18 protein-coding genes and 1 other RNA gene are annotated in these 21922 nt (G+C 47.5%); 8 read left to right on the top strand and 11 right to left on the bottom strand.

Translation table 11 applies throughout. The annotated features are described in order from the left end of the window. Positions 1 to 80: 80 nt before the first annotated feature. The 3 genes from L2712_RS11115 to L2712_RS11105 all read right to left on the bottom strand — a co-directional run bounded on the left by L2712_RS11115 (position 81) and on the right by L2712_RS11105 (position 7211). Positions 81 to 2711 (bottom strand): TonB-dependent receptor, encoded by a 2631-nt coding sequence (locus L2712_RS11115; RefSeq protein WP_248977816.1) that lies wholly within the window; start codon positions 2709 to 2711, stop codon positions 81 to 83. Between the two features lie 685 nt (positions 2712 to 3396). Then, a complete protein-coding gene (locus L2712_RS11110) occupies positions 3397 to 4611 on the bottom strand; it encodes a porin (RefSeq protein ID WP_033537689.1) in 1215 nt (404 codons plus the stop codon). A gap of 233 nt (positions 4612 to 4844) precedes the next feature. After that, positions 4845 to 7211, bottom strand: a complete 2367-nt coding sequence (locus L2712_RS11105; RefSeq protein ID WP_248977815.1) for a DNA polymerase II — start codon at positions 7209 to 7211, stop codon at positions 4845 to 4847. A gap of 137 nt (positions 7212 to 7348) precedes the next feature. On the opposite strand from L2712_RS11105, the gene dinG reads away from it, so the two are divergent. The 6 genes from dinG to L2712_RS11075 are packed head-to-tail and all read left to right on the top strand — an operon-like array spanning position 7349 to position 12797. After that, positions 7349 to 9421 carry an ATP-dependent DNA helicase DinG gene (gene dinG, locus L2712_RS11100; RefSeq protein ID WP_248977814.1) on the top strand — a complete coding sequence of 691 codons (2073 nt, stop codon included), beginning with the start codon at positions 7349 to 7351 and terminating at the stop codon, positions 9419 to 9421. An 8-nt stretch (positions 9422 to 9429) separates the two neighbouring features. Then, positions 9430 to 10203, top strand: a complete 774-nt coding sequence (locus L2712_RS11095) for a sulfite exporter TauE/SafE family protein (protein WP_033537686.1) — start codon at positions 9430 to 9432, stop codon at positions 10201 to 10203. Next, positions 10200 to 10862: a primosomal replication protein gene (locus L2712_RS11090; RefSeq protein WP_033537685.1), complete on the top strand. Its 663-nt coding sequence runs from the start codon at positions 10200 to 10202 to the stop codon at positions 10860 to 10862. The genes L2712_RS11095 and L2712_RS11090 overlap by 4 nt, the downstream gene beginning before the upstream one ends. A gap of 9 nt (positions 10863 to 10871) precedes the next feature. Beyond that, positions 10872 to 11555: a DUF2057 domain-containing protein gene (locus L2712_RS11085; RefSeq protein ID WP_033537684.1), complete on the top strand. Its 684-nt coding sequence runs from the start codon at positions 10872 to 10874 to the stop codon at positions 11553 to 11555. Positions 11556 to 11564: 9 nt separating this feature from the next. Continuing rightward, positions 11565 to 12467, top strand: a complete 903-nt coding sequence (locus L2712_RS11080; protein WP_248977813.1) for a histone deacetylase family protein — start codon at positions 11565 to 11567, stop codon at positions 12465 to 12467. Between the two features lie 51 nt (positions 12468 to 12518). Further along, positions 12519 to 12797: a late competence development ComFB family protein gene (locus L2712_RS11075; protein ID WP_033537682.1), complete on the top strand. Its 279-nt coding sequence runs from the start codon at positions 12519 to 12521 to the stop codon at positions 12795 to 12797. Positions 12798 to 12934: 137 nt separating this feature from the next. Here L2712_RS11075 and ffs read toward each other — a convergent pair. Then, an RNA gene (gene ffs, locus L2712_RS11070) (signal recognition particle sRNA small type) lies at positions 12935 to 13031 on the bottom strand. Positions 13032 to 13202: 171 nt separating this feature from the next. Next, entirely contained in the window at positions 13203 to 13502 is a 300-nt protein-coding gene (locus L2712_RS11065) for a ComEA family DNA-binding protein (RefSeq protein ID WP_088904310.1), read from the bottom strand. Positions 13503 to 13892: 390 nt separating this feature from the next. On the opposite strand from L2712_RS11065, the gene L2712_RS11060 reads away from it, so the two are divergent. Further along, on the top strand, positions 13893 to 15284 hold the full coding sequence (locus L2712_RS11060) for an SLC13 family permease (RefSeq protein WP_033537680.1): 1392 nt from the start codon (positions 13893 to 13895) through the stop codon (positions 15282 to 15284). A 99-nt stretch (positions 15285 to 15383) separates the two neighbouring features. Here the strand turns inward: L2712_RS11060 and L2712_RS11055 are convergent, their stop codons facing one another. The 6 genes from L2712_RS11055 to pspA form a co-directional block, all read right to left on the bottom strand. Further along, complete coding sequence (locus tag L2712_RS11055; RefSeq protein WP_248977812.1) at positions 15384 to 16553, bottom strand: trans-sulfuration enzyme family protein; 1170 nt, start codon at positions 16551 to 16553, stop codon at positions 15384 to 15386. Between the two features lie 111 nt (positions 16554 to 16664). Next, positions 16665 to 17741 (bottom strand): TIGR01620 family protein, encoded by a 1077-nt coding sequence (locus L2712_RS11050; RefSeq protein WP_248977811.1) that lies wholly within the window; start codon positions 17739 to 17741, stop codon positions 16665 to 16667. A 33-nt stretch (positions 17742 to 17774) separates the two neighbouring features. After that, the gene (locus L2712_RS11045) at positions 17775 to 19217 is read right to left on the bottom strand and encodes a YcjX family GTP-binding protein (protein WP_248977810.1); all 1443 of its coding nucleotides are present in this window, start codon (positions 19215 to 19217) and stop codon (positions 17775 to 17777) included. A 51-nt stretch (positions 19218 to 19268) separates the two neighbouring features. After that, positions 19269 to 19664, bottom strand: coding sequence for an envelope stress response membrane protein PspC (gene pspC, locus L2712_RS11040; RefSeq protein WP_088904305.1), 396 nt, complete (start codon positions 19662 to 19664; stop codon positions 19269 to 19271). Next, complete coding sequence (pspB, locus tag L2712_RS11035; protein WP_011866292.1) at positions 19651 to 19890, bottom strand: envelope stress response membrane protein PspB; 240 nt, start codon at positions 19888 to 19890, stop codon at positions 19651 to 19653. Before pspB ends, pspC begins: the two co-directional genes overlap by 14 nt. 20 nt (positions 19891 to 19910) lie before the next feature. Then, on the bottom strand, positions 19911 to 20594 hold the full coding sequence (gene pspA / locus L2712_RS11030) for a phage shock protein PspA (RefSeq protein ID WP_033537675.1): 684 nt from the start codon (positions 20592 to 20594) through the stop codon (positions 19911 to 19913). A 177-nt stretch (positions 20595 to 20771) separates the two neighbouring features. On the opposite strand from pspA, the gene pspF reads away from it, so the two are divergent. Continuing rightward, positions 20772 to 21848, top strand: coding sequence for a phage shock protein operon transcriptional activator (gene pspF / locus L2712_RS11025; RefSeq protein WP_033537674.1), 1077 nt, complete (start codon positions 20772 to 20774; stop codon positions 21846 to 21848). The last annotated feature ends 74 nt before the right edge of the window (positions 21849 to 21922 follow it).

The raw sequence follows: 21922 nt of genomic DNA, 5'->3' as shown, positions 1-21922 counted from the left end.
TGGCTTTATTAATACCATAAAAAAAGGCCCTATTAAGGGCCTTTTTATCAAGTATTTATATTACAACTATTAACTAACTCTTAGAACTTAAGAGTGTAGCTAGCACGGTATTCACGACCGAAGTTGTTGTATAGGTCTGGATTTTCAAACTTACCATCTGAAGATAGAACTGGATCTTCATCAGTCAGGTTATTTACACCAACCATGATTGCACCATATGCACCAGCATTATATGTATAGCTGATGTTATGAATTAACCATGAATCCAATTCACCTTCTGGAACAATCGTATCACCAACACTGCGGCTTGACTCGTATGTGCTGTCAGTGTAGTTCATATTCCACGATACACGGTGATCGCCATTGGTGTATGTCGTAGTGAATACTGACTTATACTCTGGCTGTCCTGACCAACCGGCAGTATCGAGTGCACCTGAACCACCTTCCACTTCTTCTACATACTCAAGTACGAAACTGTTAGTCCAGTTAATACCCCAGTCACCAAAGCTAGTCTCGATGTTACCATTGAATGCAACGTCAACACCTTTGATCTGTAGCTTATCAGTGTTGCCATAACCGGTACCGATTTCAAGAGCCTTACCTAGCTTGCCGCCTTCACCTGGTGCACGCACCACGTAGAAAGTTTCAGAAGGAGCTAGGTTACCACTGTCAATACCACGCATAACGTTAGTGATTGAGCGGCGGCTAATAACGTCATCGATCTTCAAGTCAAAGTAGTCAACCTTGACACCAAAGCTGTCAACGAAATCCCATGCAATGCCTAAGTTGATGTACTCAGAAGTCTCAGCACCTAGCTCCGAGTTTGGACGGATATATGTGTCATACTGCTTTTCTGGACAATCAGAAATGCCGTTAGATACACAGAATGGGTAATCGGTACCATCGTCTGCACTAAAGGTTGTTGCTGCATAAAGCTGATCAAGAGCTGGTGCGCGGAATGCTTCAGAGTAAGAAGCACGAACAACTAAGTTGTCCAGAGCTTGCCAGCGAATAGACGCTTTAGGTGCAACGTTGTCACCGAAGTCGCTGTAATCATCGTAGCGAGCCGCAAGGTTCAACTCGACAGAATCGATTATTGGCATAGCTACTTCATAGAAAGCAGCCCATACTTGACGGTCACCGCCAGCTGAGTTACCAGCACTACCACCAATTAGACCAGCTTCTGACTGAGCGTCATAGATAGAAGCGTAATCTTGCTCGAAGTACTCAGCACCGAAGTAATGAGCTACAGTACCGCCAGGCAGTTCACCAGCATCAAATCCGATACCGAAATTATACTGATGGAAAGTCGCCTTATCCTGAGTCAGGGTAGTCGCCTTCATGTTGTTTACACCGGCTTCAGAACCTAGATCGATTCCGTTAGCTTCGTTGTAAGCAAGACCTGAATAGCTTAGGTAGTATTCACCGATAGACTTGTTATCGGCCTTGTTGAAGTGGTAATAGAATTCCCACGTTGCATCATTCCATGAGCTGATAGACCCACGAAGACCAGTTAGGTAGTCTTGGTTATAATCATCTACACGACCATCACGGGTACCGATACCAACCCAACGGAAGTAACCACGAGTTTCTTCACCATATGGGTTGTGTGGATTATCCGCTGCCATATTATACCAAGGTGCAGCTGGTGGCGCATAACGGCCGAATGAGTTGTTTTGAGTAAACATGATGCGGCCGAACCATTCAACATCTTCACCCAACTCATAGTTAGCATCTACATATACAGTGTTACGGTCAACAGAAGCCTTGTTGAATGAAACGTTACCGTATGCATACATACAGTAGCTAGAGCCTGGGCCCCAGTCATCATCAGCGGCAACAGTCTTAAATACGTTATCACCATATTCAGCTGCTAATTGATCACAAAGTGGAGATGCCTGAGCTTCTGAGAAATCAGGTGAGGCAATAGTTGCACCGTAGATGGACCAGCCATCAGTCTCAGAGTAAGCTTGGATAACGCCGTCATTATTTAAATCTTTCATCCATGGCGCAGTGAACTCACGGTCTGCATCAGAGATACCTTTACGGTCTTGGTGGTCGAATGCAAAGGTAATGTTACCCTTATCCATTTCATAACCAGCAACCACAGAGAATTCTTTACTTGTCAGGCCGCCGTCACGGTCACGTGAACCGCCACCTACATTGAACTCAATACCTTGGAAGTTCTTCTTCATGATGATGTTAACAACACCAGCAATCGCGTCAGAACCGTAAGTAGAAGAAGCACCATCGGTCAGAATTTCGATACGCTCAACTGCCGCCATTGGAATGGCGTTCAAGTTAGCAGAAGCACCACCCAGTGTTGGTGAACCTGGGAAACGCTTACCATCGATCAGAACCAGTGTACGGCTTGAACCGGCACCACGTAGGTTGATAGTTGCTTGAGACTGAGCAGAACTACCTGAACGCTCAGAGAATGAACCAAAAGAGTTTAAGTTACTGTTACGTAGCGCATCAGCTACCGTAAAGTTACCTTCAACTTTCATATCTTCTGCAGTGATCGTTGTTACAGGTGAAGCACCCTCAAGATCACTACGCTTAATGCGTGAACCAGTAACTTCAATACGTTCAACTTTATCCGCAGCTTCCTCGTCTGCCGCGAATACTGCTGGAGCAGTAAAAGCAGTCATAGCTGCACCGCTAACTAGCGCAAAACGCACCGAATTAGCTAATAAGCTGTTCTTATACATGTTGTTTCTCCCTGGACTTTATTTTTTATTTTTTTGTGAAAGTAAACACAAATAAACACCAATCGTTACACTTGTGCACATTCGCCAACAAATAGAACCACATGTGAAACATTTAATCAACAATCGCATCACTATTTTCACAGAATTAATTTGCGTTCGCTCATTTTGTAGACGCTTATCACAATTGGGATGATCTTTGTTAGCCAGATCCCTTTGCTTGGTTTCATCATCCCTTAATTAGCAGAGCAATGCGGGACGCCGAAAAAATCAATATAAAACATCAGCTTAACCACATCTCACTTCATTAACTTTAATCTGCCCAAGCTAATTTAATGGGGCGCTTAATTAGCGATTAGGATAATTTATCTATATGCAAATGTAACAAAACGAAGATGGTAACAACTTGATAAAAACCTATAGGTAAGTAGCAATATCAAGCTAGACTCTGGTGGACTCGTAAAGAATTGATTACAAAACAAGCGATACAAGGGTAGAAATCTAAGCCTTTCGCCTGTTGAATTCGGCAAAAGCATAATGAAATAGAACAAGATGTTACAAACATCAAGAGAACAGACAGAGAACATAGGGTCGGCTTAATCGACTCAATTAATACGCCACTGTTTTACAGACACAAAAAAGCGCCCCAAAGGGCGCTTCTTTAAACAGAAAAAGATCTATTTGTTGATTATAAGGTGTAACGAATACCAATGGCTACGCCATCTTCTTCAAACTTAGCTTGCGCTTCGGCATCAGCACCTTCAAATTCACTGAAGTCCTTACGGCCTTCGATGTAAAGTACTGTGTTGGCATCCCACACATAATGCAAACCGGCCACCACGAACTGACGCTTGAAAGATGAGTTAGGATCAACGTTATTCGGTTGAATGATGTAGTCTTTACCCGCATCTAATACGTTGTAAGAAACAAAGGGACGTAGGCCATTGTCAAACTTGTAAGAAAACAGGGTTTCCACACCGTAAGAATCTTTAATCAAACGACCAAGGTTATCAGTGTCATGGTTTTCGTTTTTGTTAAAGTTAGCGGCGCCGTAAAAACCATCGCCATCCCAATTACCCCAGGTCAGACCTAAACCGTAGATCACGTCTATAGCGGTGATCTGCTCGGCTGTCTTTCTGAAGGTCACATCAAATTCACCACGGTTAAGACCCGCTGTAACAGCAAACTTGTCGGTAACTTGGTAAGTCGCCGATGCACCATAGGTATAGTTGTACTTAACTTCTTCTGAATCCAAAACAGCAGGGTCATCCCAACGCTCTTTACAATCAGTCGACAACGCTGGATTTGGATCTGCCTCACAGGTGTAGAAGGTATCGTGTTTTAGCTGAGCTTGTACCGCAAAGCTGAAGTCGCCAAAAGCGTTACGGTATTGAACCGTTTTATCACCACGACCTACGCCGTTTATCGCACCATCAGCCTTGTTGTAGGTGTATACACCAGCAGCGTTACCATCCCACACAAAACCATAGTTTGTGTTGTAGACCACGTCATACCATGCACCCCATTGCTTACCGATAGTCAAACTACCATATAGGTCATGGGCAATACCAACATAGCCTAGGCGGTTATTAAGAAAGTCACCGCTCTTTGATTCGAAGTTACTTTCACTACTGTAAACGATTTCACTGTTACCGAATGGGTTAACACCCCACTCCAACTTAGTAAATGCTTTCCAGCCATCGCTCATCTCACGCGTAAAGCCGAAATTAATCCGTGATGCACCGTTTACCACTTCGGTTGAACCATGAGTGTTAATAACACGGGCATCAACAAAACCACCAATTTCTACAGCATTTTTATCGTCTTTATAGATCTCGATAGCGGATGCAGCGGGAACAAAAATGACTGCCGCTAGCGCTGTTGCTATTACACTCTTCTTCATCTTGTTAATCTAACCTTGTTTGTTATGTTCAGTTTGCTTTATTTTTTGCTACATTCCGTTGTTTTATTTCGTTCCAATTTCAGTTCAAGATTAGCAAAAGATCAGCACCCCCTCAAAGATGAAAATCACAATAACCGTGCCTTTTTTCACCAAATTAACTAAAAAAATTCAGAAAACTCAGACTTCATACTAATTGTTAACAAGTACACACTATCTACTCAACGTGAAAACAACTAAATTAACGTCATTTGCTTGTCCACAAGATTATTGAAACTAGTGTTTAAAATTGAAAGTATAGGATCAGAAATAGGTGCTATTTGTTTATCCAAATAGTACTGATAATCGATTTTTCCGACACGATACTGCACGGGTTCAGCGCCATTTTGTGTCATCAGATAACTGATCTTAGCGCCACGCTTGCCGTGCTCCTTTTCCCCACTACGCTCGCACCATATTGTTGCGGCCTTCACATGGGGTGATGATTTAGCAGTATAGTCGACAATATCCCTGCGCAAACGTTTAGAGAAAATGAGTTTGTCATCCAACATCCCTTGCTGTAACTCGCTAATGATCCGTTTGAGATACGCCACCACATCCAGTTTGGCAAACAGTCGATAGTAAATCTCGGCCTGAATTTCTCGCGCTAATGGACTCCAGTCACTCCTGACCTGCTCCATACCCTTAAAGACTAATTTAAGCTCTTGCTCCGATGTTCGATAGGCGCCCACATAACGCTTCTTAGACCCTAAGGTTGAGCCCCGCAACGTTGGCATGAAAAACTGCTCAAAATGGCGCTCATATTCGAGTTCTAAATAACATTCTAATTGATATTCTTGCTTTAACTTGGCTCGCCACTTCTGGTTAATGCTATCAACCAGCTTGCGGGCAAAGGCGTCAATATCGCCCACTTGTTCAGGCTCAGCCAGATGCACAAAAGTTGAATCCGTATCGCCATAGATAACCGTTAACCCCTGCTCTTCAATCCATTGCTTTGTCTGTTTCATGATCTCGTGACCACGCAAGGTGATCGAGCTTGCCAGTCTGGCATCATGAAACACACATCCGCGAGACCCAAGCACCCCGTAAAGAGAGTTCATGATGATCTTAATCGCTTGAGACAAGGGCCCATTCGCCTCTTGTTTGGCTAACTCCCGTTTCGCCGACAAGCTGGCGATCAGCTCAGGTAAGATGGGCTCCCGACGACTAAACTCGGCCCCCAGAAAGCCAGGAACTGTGTCTTGACCTTGTTTAAGCCCTTCAATCAAGCCTTTGGGATCGATTAAAAAGGTTCTAATAATTGATGGGTAAAGGCTCTTAAAGTCCAATACCAATATGTGTTGATAAAGGCCGGGTTTTGAGTCCATCACATAGCCCCCCGGACTCTCAACGCCATCACTTACCGGCGCGCTTGGCGCCACATAACCGGCTCGGTGAAGATGGGGTAAATACAGGTTATTAAAGGCTGCAACCGATGCACCTACTCGCCCAAGTTCCAATCCGGTCAGGCGTGAACGCTCTAACGCAAAGGCTAACAGAGAGGTTTTTTCAAAGATCTCCCACACAAGGCGACAATCGGTAATATTGTAATGTGCCAGCGCCACTTTATCGTGAAGGAACAGACTGGTGATCTCCTCGGCGCGCTGACTGACGTTGTGAATCGCTTTACCTTCCCCCAGCAGCTCACGTGCTACGTTCTCCAGGCTAAAGCTATCAAATTGATAAAATGCGGCTTTTAACCAATCGATACCATCTAGTACCACACGCCCTGGCAGCACCAAGGTTTCCGGCCTAAATTTATTTTCGACTCGCCAGGATAAGCGCGCGCCGCAACGTCCCAGGGTGAGATCTATCCCAAGCAATTTTGCCCGGCGATAGAGAAGTGCAAAGTCAAAGGTCACTACCGCCCAGCCAATGATGATGTCGGGATCCTGCTCTTTAAACCATTGCAGCAGAGCCAAAATTAGCGCGCGCTCATCCTCAACCATCTCGAGATAGTCAGCTTCGGCTTGTCCCGCCTCGCCCACCATGATGACTTGTTGAAAACGCTCTCCACTGGCCGAATGACCAAATAAGCCGACGCTATATAGTTCCCCCTCCACAGAGCATTCAAAATCTAAGGAGACGACTGACATGGAAACCTTGGCATCACTTCGCCGCCCCCTGTCAGCCAACAGTGTCGGTATCCCCTGCTCTGTTGCTTGCCATTGCCCCACAAATTCCACATCGAGGGCGATATAACGTTCAATCAAATAACGCTGCTCGGCGCGCAGTTCAGATTCGAACAACGCCACGCCTTTATCCGTCGCGGTGCGACTCAGGTGTCGGAAACTTTGGTTAGAGGAAAAATAAAGCGCACTTACTGGCTCATCATCGAAAGTTTTCAATACCAGCGATTCTTGCCTTACCCCAGTATCTTGCAGTGCTGTACCAAGCGCTGCGAGATCTTGTGTGCGGCAAAAGCAGATACGCTCACCATGGGGAACGATGACCCGCACTGGACCTTGAGGAGTTCTGAGATAATAATGCAGCTCGTTAGCAAAATGATGACGAGTGAGTATTCGTCCTTTTATGCTGACAAGCAGCGAATTAGCGTCGCGCAAATTAAACTATTTCCATTTATTTCATAACTTTAGATTAGGTAACTGTAAATAAGTCGCCAAATCATCACATCAATGCTTCTTAGGCTATGTAATCACTGTTATTATGTACAGCATTATTTGTCCAGCACTATGCCTTCATGTTATCTGCAGACGTTAAAACCCAGATCCGTACCATTTACAAAGATATCGCCGCGGCCTTACCTAACTTCAGGTCACGCCGGGAACAAAACTATATCGTTGCCGAGATCTCAAAGACGCTTGCAGGAGAATATGACAAGCACAGGCGGATCATAGTCGTGGAAGCAGGCACAGGTATAGGTAAATCCTTAGCCTATATTCTGGGAACCATCCCCCTGGCGCTTGCCAGTAAAAAGAAAGTCTGTATCGCTACCGCCACGGTTGCCCTGCAAGAACAGCTGCTTAACAAGGATCTGCCCTTCTTTTTACAGCAATCTGGGCTCGATTTTAGTTTTGGTCTCGTCAAGGGACGACAGCGTTATGTTTGTCTGGCCAAATTGGAGATGCTGATCGGCGGCGATGACGGCACTCAGATGGCGATGTGGCAAACCAAACCGGATCACAGTCAAGTAGAACTATTGCAAAGCTTGCTGAAAGATTTCCATGAGGGTCGCTGGAATGGCGAGCGAGACACCCTCACCCAAGCATTGCCAGATCACCTGTGGCAACAGATAGCCTGTGACAAGCACAGCTGCCACCGACAACTGGCTAGCCACAGACAGTGTCCTTTTCATAAGGCCCGAGAAGATATCGACACCTGGGATGTATTGATCGCCAACCACAGTTTGCTGTTTGCCGATCTTGAACTGGGGGGCGGCGTGATACTGCCTGACCCAGAAGATCTCTACTATGTCATTGACGAGGCGCATCACTTACCAGTGGTCGCCAGGGACTTTTCTAGCGCCCAAGCAACCTTGAGAGGCGCTATCGATTGGCTTGAAAAGGTCGGTAAAACCAGCGCTAAACTGCAAAATCAGCTCAAGAGCAACCATATCATAGCGCCAGCTCAGGCAATGCTTGATCACATCAATGAGCTCACCAGCCTACTCGCCAGCGTCGCCCAATATTGTGATGGTCAAGCGGCCGGGTTTGATAACCCCGAACGTCGTATTCGGTTTGAGCACGGCAAATTGCCTCAGGCTTTAACCATACAGGCGGAAAACCTGGCTACCGCCTCAAATGGGGCACTTAAGCAATTCAACAAGATGTTGGCACTGCTTAGCGAAGCCATTAAAGATGGTGAGCTGCCCAAGCATCAGGCTGAGCAGCTGCTGAGCGAAACCGGATTTATGCTTCAGCGTCTGGAAAACCTGCAAAAGCTCTGGAAGATGATGGCCAAAGAGGACAATAGCAAAGGCGCCCCTATGGCACGTTGGGTAGAACATATTGTCGGCAAGCAGAGCGACTACCTGTTCAATGTCTCTCCTATCGAAGTCGGCTTCATGCTGGAATCCCTGCTGTGGGAAAAGGCTGCCGGTGTCGTGCTTTGCAGCGCGACATTAAGGGCATTGAACAACTTTAATCACTTTACCCATCAGGTTGGCTTGTCTGTCAATGATGGCAGTCGATACCTGGCCATGGACAGCCCGTTCGACTTCCAACAGAACGCCACCCTCTATCTGCCTAAGATGCGCACTGAACCCACAGACGATCGCTACACAGATGAGTTGGCCGAGCAGATCCTGACCCTGATCGATGGGGAGATGGCAACCCTAGTGCTATTTGCCTCTTACTGGCAGATGGAGAAAGTGGCCGATCTGGTTCGGCCCAAGCTTAAAAGCCCGCTACTGATACAGGGAGAAGCGTCGCGTCAACAGCTACTGCAAGATCATAAGACGCGTTGTGATAACGGCGAGGTCAGTATCATCTTTGGCACCGGCAGCTTTTCAGAAGGTTTGGACCTTCCAGGCGACTACCTGACTAACCTGATCATTACCAAGCTCCCCTTTGCCGTCCCCACCTCACCGGTGGAACAAGCCCACGCGGAATACATCAAAGTCAAAGGGGGAAATCCTTTTTTACAACTGACGATTCCCGATGCTTCACGTAAACTCATTCAAAGTTGTGGTAGATTACTGCGTAAAGAAGAGGATTATGGCAGAATCACTATATTGGATCGCCGTTTAGTGACGAAACGCTACGGCAAATCGTTGCTCGATGCCCTGCCACCCTTCCGCCAAGTTATTGAATAGGAAACTCTTTGGATCTATTACTCGAACCCAGCAGCTGGGCCATTCTTGCTGCTACGGGCTTCATCGCAGGTTTTATTGATGCCGTAGCCGGCGGCGGCGGGCTACTCTCCATCCCCGCCTTGCTGACGATAGGCATTCCCCCCCATACGGCACTGGGCACCAATAAGTTAGCTGCCAGCTTTGGTTCATCCATGGCAGCCTTTACCTATTATCGAAAACAGTTCTTTACCCCCAAGTTTTGGTATCACGCTGCCGTCGCCACATTTATTGGCGCCGTGATGGGCACCTTTGTGGTTTACCTTATCGACAACCAATGGCTAGAAAAGTGGCTACCGCTATTTATCATCGCCGTAGCCCTTTACACCCTACTCAAACCCAATGCCATGGGTTGCCCCAGCTATGAGCCACCGCAGAAAGCGCCCTCTAAGTTCAAACAGTGGCGCCAAGGTTTGCCGCTAGGGTTCTATGATGGGTTTGCCGGCCCCGCCACAGGCGCCTTTTGGACAATTAGCAGCGTCTCGCAATATAAGTTGCCAGTACTAAACAGTTGCGGCCTCGCCAGAGCAATGACGCTTATTAGTAACCTGACCTCTTTAGCGGTTTTTCTTGCCTTAGGCCAGGTGAACCTGATCATTGGTTTATCAATGGGGCTCTGCATGATGCTAGGCTCCTTTATCGGTGCCAGAACAGCGATAAAGTTTGGGGTTCCCTTTATTCGTCCCCTCTTTATAGCCATCGTCATACTCATCGCCATTAATTTGGCCTGGGGGGCCTGGTCATGAAGACCAATGAACTTATCCACCGCTTACGAGTCCAACTGAAACAGTTAGAGCAAGAGGTGTTACAACACGACAGCCAGCTCCCCAAAGGGGAACGAAAACTGCTGCAAGACACTGAGCGATTTAATGACAAACTATTCAATCAGGCGGGCGCCCAACTCGGTCCCTGCATAGATCAACTCAGTAAGAAGATCGCCCAATTAGAGAAACTGCTTCAAGGCAATATCTCGGCAGACACTATCGCACTGAGTTGTGAAGGGATACAAGACAGGTTTACCGCTTTAAAACGTGCACTCAACACTACGGGACTCGGGGTTAAGTCAGCACAGCAACAGAAGACATCGCGTATTGCCCATGCAAGAAAACGCCGCCAAAACAGCCATGCACAAAGTGGCTTTAGCTGGATCGCGGCCGGGGTGATGAATAATAGCCACCAGCTCTATGAAGAATTGAACAAACATATGAACTGGGTTCACACCTTTGAACAAAAAATTGCGCATTTGCAATCTAAGCTTGAAAACTGTCATAGTGCTGACAAAATTGCACTGCAAAATGAAATACTTTTGGTCCATCGCCGCTTAGGCAAGTGCCGACAAGCTATTAGCTATATAGAAGATCGTATTCAGGCGTTTGAACGCCCGTATAAGCATCAAAATCGTTAAGGAGCAACAATGAAATCAATCAAGCCAATCACCGCTTTAATCGCTCTGCTTGGTGCCTCATCGGCAATGGCTGCAAATCTCAAGATTCCCATGTCGTTCGAATACCTTGCCTTGGACGGCAAAAAAGTTGAAGGCAGCCTGTTTAACCATAAGTCGGATCTGGAACTAAGCGAAGGTACCCACAAAATCGCTATCCGTTACCATGATATGGTACAAGACGATTTCAGCGACAGTGAAAGTTTCGTTAAATCCTCACCATTTATTGTGACCCTGGCCGTTGATGGTGATTATGAATACCAGCTTCAACCAGCAGAAGGCGAGATCATCAAGAAACCTAAGAGTTTTGCTAAGTCGCCAGCCGTTGTGATCAGCCGTGTTGACGGAGGCAACGTCAACTATAAGGTCACTCAAACCGATATCACCGAAAGCAGCTTTGTCAGTAAACTCTTTAATGGTGACTCTGGCCAGGATATTGAAGCCGCTACAGCCGCCGCCACAGGTGGCGCCGCCGTTGCCCGTAGTACTGCGCCTGCCCAGCAAGCCAATACCGTAGAAGCTGTCACTCTGCCAGCCAAACTCCCTGCCAACCCAAGCGATGCTGACCATGCACAGCAAATGCTGCAATATTGGTGGCTACATGCCGATGAGAAAACACGTAAAGAGTTTATGAGCTGGGCAATTCAACAGCTATAAACAACTTACATGGTTCCACTCGTCTATCACGCCAGCTATTCTCAGCTGGCGTTACCCCAACACCATAGATTTCCCATCACCAAATATCAGGCTTTATACCAATATCTAAGAGATAACAAGATAGCGCCGCCAGAGGCCTTTCACCTCCCCCAAGCCGTCACGCCTCAATGGCTAAGCCAGATCCACTGCCCGGATTATGTGGCCCAATTTATCCAGCAAAGTCTCGCCGACAAGGCCATTCGCCGCCTGGGATTTCCCTTAAGCGACAGGCTGACACAACGCACGCTTTACTCCATCGGCGGCACCCATCTGGCCTGCGAATTGGCATTAACCCATGGCGTCGCGTTACAACTTAGCGGCGGCTATCACCATGCCCATTATGACTTTGGAAGTGGCTACTGTGTGTTTAATGATCTGATCTCCGCAGCCTTGCACGCCCAACGCCTCGATGGCGTCGATACTGTATTGATCTTCGATTGTGACGTGCATCAAGGAGATGGCACCGCCGCCATGGGGCAAAAATATGACAATATCTACACCTGCTCTATCCATTGCCAAGAGAATTTTCCGGCCCGAAAGCAGCATTCAGATCTCGATATTGAGTTAGCGCGCGGTACCCAAGACGCTGACTATCTTGAGACTGTGACGCAAACCTTAGCACTTGCGATTCGTCTCTATCAGCCAGACCTCATCTTGTATGATGCCGGTGTTGATGTGCATCAAGATGATAGGTTAGGACACCTTAACATCTCGGCTCTAGGGATCTACCAGCGAGATCATCTGGTGCTCGAAACGGCAAAAAAGGCCGGAATCCCCATAGCATGCGTGGTTGGTGGAGGCTATAGTCATGACATACAAGAGCTTAGTGAGCGCCATGCACAAGTTTTTATTGCCGCTCATGCCATATGGTAGCAAACTAGATTATGCTTAGATAAACCGCAATGGAACTTGAGGGAAAAACCTATGCAACTGGAAATTCGCAATTATTACGAAGTACTCTTGATGGAGTTACTGTCTGACGAAGGGTTATTCGACGAACTCCCCGAAGACTATCTTGCCGATCTCTGCTGCGTCACCTTAAATCAACTACCAGTGCGCTATATCCGCCATCTGGTCGATACCTATTTCTTCGAAGACTATAACGAACTCAAACAGATGAAAGAAGAGATACAAGCCGCGCTTGAGAAATCCAGGGCCTTCTTAAAATCAAAGCTCACAGAAGAGCAACAAGAAGATATCTGACAAGTCAGAGTGATAGCTAAACTGATTATCTTAGGTTTAGTGTTGGGGATAGACTATTTATCATCGAGTGTACCACCAAGTGTATCACCTGAGGTATTTCTGAGTTAACTCGTTGATAATAGTGAGAATTGGAGGTTCCCCTAGAGCCACACCCCGGCACATGAGTCGCCTGCTGCGGTTGCTCCCTTCCGGGCCTGGCCGAGTTCACAAGTTATCATTGCGGGGGGACCCTAGGGTCACCATAGTTTCTTGAGCTAGAATGCTCTAAGACGGCCTGCATTATCCACTAAGGCAGCCCAGCAATCAAGTGAATAACCAAGAGTTATCGCCAGAATAGCCCTAACTGACGAATCTATAAACAAAAGCCCGCGACTGCGGGCTAAAACAACAATACTAACCATTAGGTTAAAGCGATAACATCGCTTTATTTTGCTCCAACACCTTAGGCCCAATACCTTTTACCTTGGTCAACTCCTCAACACTCGAAAATTGACCATGTGTATCGCGATATTCGACTATTGCCATGGCTTTGGCTTCGCCAATGCCTTTGAGCTGAGTCAGTTCCTGCACACTGGCAGTATTAATATTGACCTGTGTCAGACTCGCCTGAGCGGTCTCAACAGGAACAACCACCTGATCGGCGGCCATGACGGGTAGAAGGGAAAATGACGCTGCAACGAGTGCCGCAAAAAGCAGATGTTTCATAGGGTGTCTCCTTGTGTCCTTGTGGTATACATGGCCAACAATCCTTTTTCCTCGGCCACCTCGAAAACATAGAACAGGTTCAAAAATTTTGCCAATTCGTGACCAGCAAAGCTGCAGCAGCACAACCAATGCGATACGGATCACAAAATAAATTATATTAATTTATTTCAGCGCCTTATTAATTACTGAGCCTTTAACTAGCGACTGAAAAAAAATTTGATCGTCCCCTATCATGCCTGAGTGATATAAAGCACAATTGCACCCACTTCAGAGACGCGGATCACATCGGGCCGTCACCACTCTGTAGTTTTGCCACAAAAAAATTTCAGTTGCGTACCGCCGCCGCTAGGCTAGTGTGTAGCGCCAAACAATAATAAATCAGGAAGCTCAATGTCCCTCGACACAACACAAGAGGCACTCGCTGCCCCGCCAAAATCGGCTTCGCAAAGCAAGCTGGTGATCCTATTTGCCGATATCGTACTTTTTGCACTGCTCTACAATTTCTTGCCCTTTGAACAAGGCGTCAATACGGGGATCTCCATATTGATCTTCGCCGCAATTCTATGGCTAACAGAAGCGATACATATTAGTGTCACAGCCATCTTAATCCCTATCATGGGGGTATTACTTGGGGTATTTGAAACCAAGGCCGCCATGAGCAACTTCGCCAACCCAATTATCTATCTGTTTTTTGGTGGTTTTGTGCTGGCAGCAGCGCTAAATCATCAGGGCATTGATAAGCGCATTGCATATCAGGTGCTAACGGCATCGAAAGGTAAACTCAGCATTGCCTGTATGCTCCTCTTCGGTATTACTGCATTACTGTCGATGTGGATAAGCAACACTGCCACCGCGGCCATGATGTTGCCGCTAGCCTTGGGAATATTAAGACAATTGGACTTTAAGGAGCACAAAAGCACCTATCTGTTTATGCTACTGGGTATCGCCTATTCGGCAAACATTGGCGGCATAGGCACTTTAGTTGGCAGCCCTCCCAATGCGATTGCAGCGGCTCAGGTCGGTTTAAGTTTTGCCGACTGGCTAGAATTTGGCCTTATTACCGTGGCTCTCATGCTGCCTAGTATGCTGATCGCTCTCTATCTCTATCTGAAACCCAACCTCAATGTGGTATGTGAGCTTCCCAAGAGCAACGAGCAACTTGCTTTACCCGGCAAACTTACCTTACTGATCTTCCTCACTACCGTCTGCTGCTGGATCTTCAGTAAGCCTATCTCGGCAGCCCTAGGAGGGATCCCTCAGTTCGATACTATAGTGGCACTCGGCGCAGTGGTTATGTTGGCAGGCTTAGGCTTAGTCGATTGGAAGAAGATTGAGAAAACCACAGATTGGGGCGTACTGATCCTCTTTGGTGGCGGCCTCACTCTCAGCGCCATTCTCAAGGCCACAGGCACCAGCGTTTTCCTCGCTCACTGGGTAACCGATATCTTTGGCAACACTCACATGGCCCTGTTTACCTTTGCGGTGATCTTCTTCGTGGTAATGCTGACCGAGTTTGCTAGTAACACGGCCAGTGCAGCACTCTTGGTGCCTGTGTTTGCCGCCATCGCCGAGGCACTTGGCCTGTCTCCAGTCATGTTGTCGGTGCTTATCGGTATTGCGGCCTCTTGCGCCTTTATGCTGCCCGTCGCCACACCGCCTAACGCTATCGTCTACGGCTCAGGTTACATTAAACAATCTGAAATGATGCGCGCCGGGGTGATTATCAACTTCATCAGCATGCTGGCGCTCTATGTGATAGCCCACCTATTCTGGACTATCTAACACCAGTAACAAAAAAGGCCTGCTGATGCGGGCCTTTTTTATCACCTGTAAATTTCACTAAAAGTACTTCACTTAACCTATTTCAGTTAACGATCATGATTAGAAGGCCTGCGCCAAATCGGCAATGATGTCATCGCTGTCCTCGAGACCCAAAGAGATCCTTAGCAGCGTATCACCTATCCCCGCTTCCATCCTCGCCTCTGGCGAATAGGGAGAGTGAGTCATAGAAGCAGGATGTTGGATAAGCGATTCCGCATCCCCCAGGCTCACCGCGATCTTAAATAGCTTCAGTCTGTTCACAAATGCCTTAGCGGTCTCAAAGCTACCCTTAAGTTCAAAGGCAACGACACCACCAGCGCGGCGCATCTGCTGTCCGAGTAATCCATAGCCAGAATGCCCCTTTAACCCCGGATAGTAGACTCTGGCGACTTGCGGATGTTGCTCAAGGTAGGCCGCCACCCGCTCAGCGTTGTCACAATGCCTTCCCAGACGTACATCTAAGGTTTTTAGCCCTCGAAGGATCAACCAGGCATCATGGGGAGAGATCACTCCACCAATATCCTTTAGCACCTCGAGTTTCAGCTTAGTGATCATCTCCTCAGTGCCACACACAATACCGGCAATCACATCGCCATGGCCGTTGAGGTATTTAGTGGCGCTGTGGATCACAACATCTATTCCCAGCGCCAATGGACGTTGCAATAGTGGCGTCATGAAGGTGTTATCCACTATGCTGACCAGATTGTGACGCTTCGCGATGGCGGCTATCGCTTGTAAATCATAAACATCAAGATGAGGATTCACGGGAGTTTCGCAAAAGAGCGCCTTAGTGTTAGGCCTGATAGCTTGTTCGATGTTGGCAAGCTCGGCAAAATCGACCAAGGTCACCTCAATACCGAAGCGCTTAAACTGCTCGGTCATTAGGGAAAAAGTACAACCATAGACGGCCCGTGAGGCGAGCAAGTGATCGCCCTGGCTTAAATGGGTCAGCAGGGCTGCAGAGACTGCAGCCATTCCTGAAGCCGTAGCCGCAGCCGATTGGCTTCCCTCAAGGGCTGCCATCTTGCGTTCCAGTTCTGCGGTGGTGGGGTTTCCCAAACGGGTATAGATATAGCCTTGTTGCTCACCGGCAAAACAATCGCCACCTTGCTCGACACTATCAAAGGTAAAGGTCGCGCTCTGCACTAGCGGGGACACCAAGGCGCCATGCTGGTTTGACTCGTGCCCAGCATGAATAACCTGAGTGGCAAGCTTCCATTTCTCTTGCATACACTTTCTCCATAATACTCGCTCACTATTATTGTTAGGTTTGAATGAGAGCGATGCACTAACTTGCCCAGTTTAGGGGCTAGGAGTAAACCTGCAGCGAAAAATTAAGCCCTACTTCGATGTAAAATCTTTGTTACGAACGGTTGTTTTACCCAGAACCGAAAGTGAGAAGTCTTTCAACTCACCCAGCAGAGCCGTATGAATCTTGCTGAGTTTTGGTTTGGTCTCCGGCGTAAAGACAACCGGACGACACAGACGCATAGTTTGATATCCCAAACGCGCAGTGAGTAAACCACCGCCTAGTCCCTGCGCCAACCGGGCCGATACTTTCCCCGATACCTCGAGTGAAAATAGCTGAGTCCCAATGTCAGTGACCACTTCGCTGGTACCTGCGTAGATAATGTTAGTGATCACCGACCTGATAAGCTTGATGCGACTCCAATAACCTAGCTCTATGCCATAACAACTGGCAAGCTGTGCGATCATCTTCTGATTGCGCCACAATATGATCGCCATATCGAGCACGGCAATAGGACTCGCCGCAAGCAGTAACGCTGATTCGCTGGCATAACGATGCACCAGTTTCTTGGCCTTGGCATCGAGCTGTGGCAAGACACTTGTTTCGAACAGGAGTAACCGCTCGGCATCGTTGTGCTCCTCTCGTACCAATCGATAGTACCTTTGAGTATCTATCTCTCCAGGTAACGCCGAGATGATCTTATCAATAAACTTATCAGCTTCACCTCTTTGCATGCTAACAGATAAGCGCTCACTTACCGCCTGTGCCTCTTCCACCGAGCGCAGTCGCTTAAGCTGACGCCACTCTTTGATAGCAATCACACATGCCCATAATCCCACAACCGAGGTCACCGTGCCGTAGAGGGCAAATAGCAAAGGGCTCTCAAACCAGGCCTGTCGCAGTGTCAGCAAAAGCTCAACGACAAAGACAAGGCCAATCCCCAAGATTGACCCCTTAGCTAACCAAGACCAGGACTTTTTGCGTGAGTGTGCCTGAGGCGCTATCCCATCGAGCTCAGGAACCAGTGCATTCAAGGTCTGCTCGGACTCTTGATCGTCAAGAGTCACCTCACCATCAAAACGCCGCGCAGCCTTAAGCTCTGTCTCCCCGGTAAGCTGAGGCTCATCGAAGACCTGCTTCTTCTCTATCTGTAAATCGGGTTTATTCATAACACCTTCAACATGATGTTTATCTGCGACCTGTTAGCGCAATTTATCGCCGAGTAAGAACTGCAAAAGATGATCCAGGCGTATATGCTCAAAATGCACCTCATGACCGGATTGCTTAGCCTTTGGCGGGGCAAAATTAACAAAATCGAATCCCTGACGGGCCCAGAAATCGGCGCTAGGTAAGTGAGTAGGGACTTCGCCTGGGTACAAGGTAACCAGGTCACCAGAGCTTAGCTCTCGGCCCTGAACCACCTCAACCTCTTTACCTTGGCTCTGGACCATACCGTGCTGGGTAGCCTTGATAGCACTGATCGCCATGGTCTCGACCTCACAGCCCTCGAACTGGGCATGCTGCTGACTACGCTTAACCAGATGTGATAGGAGAGACAGTACATTGCCCTGCTGATCACGACTCATATGGTCCACTTTACTGGCAGCAAACAGTAACTTATCGATACGGGGCGCAAACAGGCGTCTAAGCAGATTAGACTGACCAAAATGAAAGCTCTCCATGATGCCGTCGATTGCACTGGCCATGTCATCAAACTGCGCCTTGCCACGATTAAGGGGTGTTAAACAATCGACCAACACAAGCTGGCGATCAAATTTAGCGAAATAGTCTCGGTAGAAAGGCTTCACCACCTGGCTAACATAGCTCTGATACCTTTGCTTAAGCACATGATAGTATGAACCTTTAGCGCTTTTTTCATGCTCCAGCAACTCACTCTCTCGCAGATGCAATAGCGGGAAAAACGCCAGAATCGGCGTATCGGCCAATTCTCCAGGCAGCAACATGCGTCCAGGCTGTGCATAATAAAACCCCTGCTGCTGAACGAGATCAACCAAGAGCGCTTGATAAGCATTGGCAATCTCTTTGAGCTTGAGCTCATCGGCTGGTGCGTTTAGATCCAGTTCGCAACAGAGAGACATCAGGCTCTCATAGAGAGGGCTAAGCGACAGTACTGCTTTACGCCGAGACTGCGCCTGACACCACTGCATAAAGCTGAGTCTTAGCATGGGCAGGTCGAGCAACCACTCGCCCGGGTAATCAACGATATCTAAGAAAAGCGTCGCGCTGTCGGTAAATTTCGCCCTAAGGCCGGCAGCAGGCTGATAACGGATGGCCAGGCGTAACTCGCTAATAGTACGCGTCGATTGCGGCCAGGCGGCGGGTTCGCCACATAACGCCGCCATGGCACCTTCATAATCGAAACTGGCAATAGTAAGATCGGGCTGTAACGTACGTTTAACCCCGTAAAGCCGCTCTTCTCGCGACACTTCAAGCAAAGACAGAGCATTGTGACGCTCGCCGATGCCCGCATGCAGCAACTGGTTAACCAACCCGGTGATAAATGCGGTTTTTCCCGCCCCAGACAGACCCGTGACAGCCAATCTGACATGGTTATCCGTCGTCCGTTTAACCAAAGACTTAGAATGGTGAGTAAGTTTACGAAGTGAGCGATTAATTGAGTTCATCACCTAATCTTAATACGGCTAAGGGCGGTATACACCGCCCATTGAAAGAATTTAAAGATTATTGATCTGTTGTTTTAGCTCGAAGCTATCTGAGGTGACATGTCTTTCGAGATTCTGCAACCTGAGTTCTAAATCACGAAACTGGTTGTTGACGTCTCTTAAGGCTGCCTTGGCTGGCTCCCCTGCCTGCCAAACCTTTTTCTTCACCTCGATCTCTTTATGTTGTTGCTTGTTCTTTGCGCTGCCGGGTTTGATATCCAAGATCATCCAGAGTAATACGTAGATGATAATGACAACTCCCGATCCCCCAAGCAAAAATATCGATGCTGCTACTACCCTCACCAACCAGGTTTCGAAGTTAAAGTAATCCGCAATCCCTGCGCATACTCCAGCTATCTTGCCTGACTCGGGAATTCGATATAAGGGGCGTCCACTAGATTCGCTCATCTCGATTCCTCCACTGCGGGGCCTCGCTATCTAAAATTGCTTCCAATGTTTCGATGCGTTGGGCCATCTTGTCTGCTTTACCAATCAACTCATTAAGCTGAGCATACTCTTCTTCAGTGAGTCCCTGGCTCACTTGGCGTTTACTACGATAATGCAGAATTAGCCAGATGGGCGCCACCACAACCATAAAGATAATAATGGGGGCTATTAATAAATCCAAATCCATAACTCACCTCAGAATTGTTGTTATTTAGTCTGTTTCTTAGCTTTAGCTGATTTGACCTTAGCCTTAAGGGCTTCTAGTTCCGCATTCACGGCATCATCAGCTTCCAGCGCAGCAAACTCGTCGTTAAGTGTCTTCTGGTTACCCAGATCATAGGCTTCCACCTGAGACTCAAGACCTTCAACGCGACGCTCATACTGTTCAAAACGGCTCATGGCATTATCAATCTTGCTCGAATCCAGCTGACGCTTCACTTCTAAGCGAGAAGACGCAGTCTGCTTACGCATAATGATAGTCTTCTGACGCGCCTTGGCATCGGCCAACTTCTCTTGCAGCAGGTTCACTTCCTCTTTCAAACGGCTGATCTGCTCTTCAACAACAACCAGTTCCTGCTCCAGAGTGGCCGCCAACTCACTGGCCTTTTGCTTTTCAAGCAAAGCGGCTTTGGCAAGATCTTCACGGTCTTTCGACAAGGCCAATTCTGCTTTGTCCTGCCAATCCTGCACCTGCTCTTGTACCTTAGCGATGCGACGAATGATCTCTTTCTTCTCAGCCAAGACTTTGGCAGAGGTCGAACGCACTTCAACTAATGTATCTTCCATCTCTTGGATGATCAGGCGAACCATTTTTTCTGGATCTTCTGCTTTATCGAGTAATGCACTGATATTAGAGTTAATAATATCTGCAAAGCGAGAGAAAATTCCCATAATACTGTCCTCAAATTTATGTTGGTTTCGCTTAGATTAATACATTAAGTGTGCCAACTTAACTATACCCATAAAAAACAATTGGTTAAACATATTTATAACTTTTTCTTTATTTTAATTCACTAGACACATATTATTATTTTCACCAATAATTAGCGTGAAAGACTAAAAAATAAAGTGGCCAATCAATTTCAACAAGACAACCTTATAGGTCAGTCAAACGCCCTCTTGGAAGTCCTAGAGCATGTATCAAAAATTGCTCCGCTATCAAAGCCTGTCTTAATTATTGGCGAGCGCGGCACAGGTAAAGAACTGATCGCCGAGCGCTTACATTATCTCTCTAAACGCTGGGATCAAAGCTTTATCAAGCTAAACTGTTCATCACTCAGTGAAAATTTGCTTGAAAGTGAACTCTTTGGCCATGATGCCGGCGCCTTTACCGGCGCGAATAAGAAACATGAGGGGCGTTTCGAACGTGCCGATGGCGGCACACTGTTTTTAGATGAGTTGGCCAACACCTCTGGACTCATACAAGAGAAGTTACTGCGGGTCATCGAATATGGTGAGTTTGAACGCGTGGGCGGCAGTAAAACCGTGCAGACCGATGTGCGATTAGTGTGTGCCGCCAACGAAGATCTCCCCTCACTCGCCGAAGCTGGCGAATTTCGGGCCGACCTGCTCGACCGCCTAGCCTTCGATGTGATCACGCTGCCACCACTGCGTCATCGTAAGGAAGATATCATGCCGCTTGCAGAATACTTTGCCATCGGCATGGCGCGCCAATTAAAGCAGCTACAATTTGATGGCTTTAGCCCAAATGCAATAGAACAGTTAATGGAATATAGCTGGCCGGGCAATATTCGTGAGTTAAAGAACGTAGTTGAGCGCTCCGTCTATCGCAATACGGAGCAAGATGAGGCCATAGACAGCATAGTGATCGATCCCTTCGCCTCTCCCTATCGCCCAACGAATCGTGTCAAGACCAAATCTCGTCAAGCCCAGGTCGATACGCCGCGCCAGAGCGAGAGCGACACGGACAAGCCAGAGCCTAAGGCGCAAAGCACTGTCTCGACTGGCGATGAAATCTGTTTCCCCATCGACTTTAAAGAGCACTGCGAACATCAAGAGATCTCACTGCTCAAAAAAGCCTTAGAGACAGGTCAATATAATCAGAAGAAAACCGCCGAACTGCTCGGGCTCAGCTATCACCAGCTCAGAGGTATCTTGAAAAAGTACAACTTACTGGATAAATAACGCATTCAGGGGCAGATGATGTTTGCCCCTAACTCCATCCCACTGTTAAAATAAACCTCTTCATTCAAACAACT

The organism is Shewanella marisflavi, from assembly GCF_023283925.1.
GTDB classification, from domain to species: domain Bacteria; phylum Pseudomonadota; class Gammaproteobacteria; order Enterobacterales; family Shewanellaceae; genus Shewanella; species Shewanella marisflavi.
This window is presented reverse-complemented; position numbering and strand designations above follow the sequence as displayed.

Coding starts and splice junctions, on each gene's coding strand:
- L2712_RS11090 (WP_033537685.1), top strand. CDS start 10,200: ATGAAGACCAATGAACTTATCCACCGCTTACGAGTCCAACTGAAACAG.
- L2712_RS11075 (WP_033537682.1), top strand. CDS start 12,519: ATGCAACTGGAAATTCGCAATTATTACGAAGTACTCTTGATGGAGTTA.
- dinG (WP_248977814.1), top strand. CDS start 7,349: ATGTTATCTGCAGACGTTAAAACCCAGATCCGTACCATTTACAAAGAT.
- pspA (WP_033537675.1), bottom strand. CDS start 20,594: ATGGGAATTTTCTCTCGCTTTGCAGATATTATTAACTCTAATATCAGT.
- L2712_RS11050 (WP_248977811.1), bottom strand. CDS start 17,741: ATGAATAAACCCGATTTACAGATAGAGAAGAAGCAGGTCTTCGATGAG.
- L2712_RS11065 (WP_088904310.1), bottom strand. CDS start 13,502: ATGAAACATCTGCTTTTTGCGGCACTCGTTGCAGCGTCATTTTCCCTT.
- L2712_RS11080 (WP_248977813.1), top strand. CDS start 11,565: ATGGTTCCACTCGTCTATCACGCCAGCTATTCTCAGCTGGCGTTACCC.
- L2712_RS11115 (WP_248977816.1), bottom strand. CDS start 2,711: ATGTATAAGAACAGCTTATTAGCTAATTCGGTGCGTTTTGCGCTAGTT.
- L2712_RS11060 (WP_033537680.1), top strand. CDS start 13,893: ATGTCCCTCGACACAACACAAGAGGCACTCGCTGCCCCGCCAAAATCG.
- pspC (WP_088904305.1), bottom strand. CDS start 19,664: ATGAGCGAATCTAGTGGACGCCCCTTATATCGAATTCCCGAGTCAGGC.
- pspB (WP_011866292.1), bottom strand. CDS start 19,890: ATGGATTTGGATTTATTAATAGCCCCCATTATTATCTTTATGGTTGTG.
- L2712_RS11110 (WP_033537689.1), bottom strand. CDS start 4,611: ATGAAGAAGAGTGTAATAGCAACAGCGCTAGCGGCAGTCATTTTTGTT.
- L2712_RS11085 (WP_033537684.1), top strand. CDS start 10,872: ATGAAATCAATCAAGCCAATCACCGCTTTAATCGCTCTGCTTGGTGCC.
- L2712_RS11045 (WP_248977810.1), bottom strand. CDS start 19,217: ATGAACTCAATTAATCGCTCACTTCGTAAACTTACTCACCATTCTAAG.
- L2712_RS11055 (WP_248977812.1), bottom strand. CDS start 16,553: ATGCAAGAGAAATGGAAGCTTGCCACTCAGGTTATTCATGCTGGGCAC.